We start from the raw sequence: 3194 nt of genomic DNA, 5'->3' as shown, positions 1-3194 counted from the left end.
CACATATGTTACATTCGAAATCTGTTTAGTATACTCGATATTTTATTACTTATATGTTATATTTGGTGTATGGAAAAGCCAAAATGGACAGTCAATGCATATAAAAAAGACAATGGTGAAGAACCTGCTGTCGAGTTTCTAAAATCGCTTCCGCCAAAGGAAAGGGCGAAGGTATTACGCACTATTCAATTATTGGGAGAGTTTGGTCCGACGCTGCGCATGCCGCACAGAAGACCGATAGAGAAAGACATCTATGAACTCCGTACGATTCTGGGCAGCAACATTTTTCGCATGTTCCATTTTCATTACGAAAACGGTGAATTCATTTTGCTGAATGGTTTCCGAAAGAAAACCGGAAAAACACCCCAGGGGGAAATCGATCGTGCCAAACGCTATCGAGACGATTATTTACGACAAAAAGGGAGGGATTCGACATGAGTTTTTTGGAAAGCTACGTAGCAGAAAACCTAAAAGATCCGGAATTTGCCAAGGAATGGGCGGACAGTGAACTGGAATACACACTTGCTCGCAACATCATTCGCCAACGAAATCGGCTAGGACTTACGCAAAGCGAAGTCGCTTTGCGTATGCACACCAAGCAAAACGTGGTATCTCGCATTGAAAATGGAAGTCAGAATGTGACCCTGAAAAGCTTGAAATCGTTAGCTGCAGCTCTTCAGACGGACGTGCCTTCCCTGATGCAAGAATATGACGAGAAGCAAGACGAGCAAAGAACCAGTTCCGATCTAGTAAAAAGTTAACGATAGCGCATGGAATAACCCCCGATCAGCCGTTTGGCAATCGGGGGTTATCTTTGTTTTTGAATGTAACTTACTTGGTATTATGTTACATTCAAAACCATTCGAAAAATTTCTTTAAACGTCCGTATTTTAGAAAAAATGAAACCTTGCTGGAAAGAAATTGGTATAGTAACCACAACTAATTTGTATGAGAGTAACACTAGTAAACTGACGTAGAAGGAGGCTGGAGTACAAGTGATTGAAATTAATACATACATTGGACGAAAAGAATTGGGAACTTACGAGGAAAACAAGGAAGCTGCAGATGCCTTCTTTGTGTAACGGGTTCCGTTACCTGTCGCAAAACGTTAAAATGCACCCAAAAATATAATTAAATATGTATAACAATCTGCACCTCATTTTGTGATGATTACTGGTAACTCAAGTTCTCCACAGTGAAGTGTTTTTTAAAATTATTTCAGGCGTGTTGATTAACCAATAAATGACAGACTGCTCCTGCTGAGCGCAAAGTAGTCGTAGAGAAACGTCGTCAATGCATCCAGCCAAAGCAAGGGCAAGGTGCCGGTCAACAGCGTGCGCTGAAAGGTCAGAAGTGATAAGGCCGGTATCCGGATGGCCGATTTTGTTTTTTGATACAGCCACTGGATGAGCACATACGCGATCAAAGCCGCAAACAATTGTTTGTAGACTGCCGATCGTGAGTTTTCGGGCGGTATCTTCATAGCCAATCCATTGCATCAATACCGCCACATCTTCAGCCGTAATAAACTTTTGAATCAAATTCGGGAACATGGTATTCTGTTTCATAAGGGACACCTCTTCCTGTAGTTGTTGGTTCGCACTTACAGTCTACAAGAAAGTTGTCTCTTTTTGTTTTTCTTTGGATTATTCTGGTTAATCAACACACGTGAAGTTATTACTTTAATAGCTTCAATTCATTGAAGAGGCGAAGTCAACGGTTTATTTATAATATCCTATTTTAATTGATCTAACTGTTCTATACTGAGAGGCCAATGATGAAAATTCAATCCGAAATCAACCAAAGTATTCAATGGATTCTGCCTAAGTGTAAACATTCTTATCAATGTATTGGGGTGTGATAAAATTACTTCACATCTTCCATTATAGGTTTGTTTTAATGCCTCTATTTTTTCTTTGCTTACATCGTTTTCAATCAAATATTGTTTTAGTTTCTCGAATAAAACCTCCAGCAAATGTTCCACATCATCGTTCAATAAATCGGCTTCTTCTTTAGTTAAATAAAAGGAATGTGCCCAAAAAGCGTAAGTCGCTGGTCCGCGTTGAGTGAAGAAGTTCGATTCGCCTCTATTGAAGTGCAAAGTATCAGATAGGTTTAAGCTGCTGTTAATATCCTCATGAGTGAAAAGTTTCGCGTCTCCATCAATCTCAGGTGCAACGTAAGATATCGGCTTGGAGAAAAAGCAAAAACTTAAAACATAGTAATGTAAATCCAAAATATTCCTCCTATTTTGTAAAGTAATCGGTCCAGTCAGTAATTATTCTCTTAGCTACGTGAACAATAACTACTTGCCCTGTTTTAGTCACTACATATAAATCAAACGAAGAGCCACGGTCATATTCTCCTTTAATTTGATGTTCATTACGTCCTGTTTTAGAAATTTGATAAGAAGTAGCTCTTTTTATTCCCACTCCACTACAGCCTTGAATACTTATGTCTCCATCTTCAATTACTAAAAACTTTTCTTCTTGGAACTCTGTCTTTAATTCAGACGCATTCATCACTGAGACTGTTGGGCTAGGGACAGAATTAATTTCACAGAAACCTGGCATTGCAGAAGCTGGATTAGAACCTGTAAACGAGAATACAGCAAATACCAAAGTTGCGACCAAGAAAGACATCAAATACTTTTTCATCTTTTTCATATTAACTTCCCCCTTTTCATAATTATTAATCTAATTTTTGATTAATTTTCCTTTTGAACCATAAACCTCCTTTGTTTCTATTTTAGAGAAAGAATTTAAATTTGTATATAATGTTTTTGTTTATTTCGAATTTTTTAATAATTAAATTTAACACGCGTGTTGATTAACCAATAAATGACAGACTGCTCCTGTTGAGCGCAAAATACTCGTATAGAAATGTCGTCAGCGCATCCAGCCAAATTAAAGGCAAGGCACCGGTCAACAGTGTGCGCTGGAAGGCCACAAGCGACAAAGTCGGCATTGGGATGGCCGATTTCGTCTTTTGATATAGCCACTGCATCAGCACATAAGCGATCAATGCAGCAAACAATTGGTTGTAGACGGCATTTGGCGTTTGGCCAAATAACTTCGGCACGTTCAAGTTCTGTTTAATCCAGCGGAAGAAGGATTCGATGCCCCAACGCGCTTTGTAGATTCGGGCGATGGCCTCAGCTGCCAGGTTAAGAAGATTGGTGACGACCCGGATCT

6 protein-coding genes are annotated in these 3194 nt (G+C 39.2%); 2 read left to right on the top strand and 4 right to left on the bottom strand.

From position 1 onward, the window contains the following. Together ACFQ1X_RS10080 and ACFQ1X_RS10075 are read left to right on the top strand one after the other, a co-directional pair. Window positions 1–438: type II toxin-antitoxin system RelE/ParE family toxin (locus tag ACFQ1X_RS10080; protein WP_379082397.1), on the top strand; the 438-nt coding region annotated here is incomplete at its 5' end. Then, entirely contained in the window at window positions 435–761 is a 327-nt protein-coding gene (locus tag ACFQ1X_RS10075; protein WP_379082394.1) for a helix-turn-helix domain-containing protein, read from the top strand. The genes ACFQ1X_RS10080 and ACFQ1X_RS10075, both read left to right, overlap by 4 nt. Window positions 762–1181: 420 nt before the next feature. Here ACFQ1X_RS10075 and ACFQ1X_RS10070 read toward each other — a convergent pair whose 3' ends face one another. The 4 genes from ACFQ1X_RS10070 to ACFQ1X_RS10055 form a co-directional block, all read right to left on the bottom strand. Next, window positions 1182–1568, bottom strand: a complete 387-nt coding sequence (locus ACFQ1X_RS10070) for a hypothetical protein (protein WP_379082391.1) — start codon at window positions 1566–1568, stop codon at window positions 1182–1184. A 167-nt stretch (window positions 1569–1735) separates the two neighbouring features. Continuing rightward, window positions 1736–2236, bottom strand: coding sequence for a hypothetical protein (locus ACFQ1X_RS10065; RefSeq protein WP_144841688.1), 501 nt, complete (start codon window positions 2234–2236; stop codon window positions 1736–1738). 10 nt (window positions 2237–2246) lie between these two features. Next, window positions 2247–2666, bottom strand: a complete 420-nt coding sequence (locus tag ACFQ1X_RS10060) for a hypothetical protein (protein ID WP_144841689.1) — start codon at window positions 2664–2666, stop codon at window positions 2247–2249. A gap of 163 nt (window positions 2667–2829) precedes the next feature. Further along, a partial coding sequence (locus tag ACFQ1X_RS10055) for a transposase (RefSeq protein ID WP_379082387.1) occupies window positions 2830–3194 on the bottom strand: 365 nt, incomplete at its 5' end.

The sequence above is a fragment of the Metaplanococcus flavidus genome (assembly GCF_042675885.1).
GTDB lineage: Bacteria > Bacillota > Bacilli > Bacillales_A > Planococcaceae > Planococcus > Planococcus flavidus.
Note: the sequence above shows the minus strand (reverse complement) of the source record. Positions and strands in the feature narration are given on the sequence as shown.

Excerpts from the sequence above, each read along its gene's own strand:
- ACFQ1X_RS10060 (WP_144841689.1), bottom strand. The coding sequence starts at position 2,666 with ATGAAAAAGATGAAAAAGTATTTGATGTCTTTCTTGGTCGCAACTTTG.
- ACFQ1X_RS10075 (WP_379082394.1), top strand. The coding sequence starts at position 435 with ATGAGTTTTTTGGAAAGCTACGTAGCAGAAAACCTAAAAGATCCGGAA.
- ACFQ1X_RS10070 (WP_379082391.1), bottom strand. The coding sequence starts at position 1,568 with ATGAAACAGAATACCATGTTCCCGAATTTGATTCAAAAGTTTATTACG.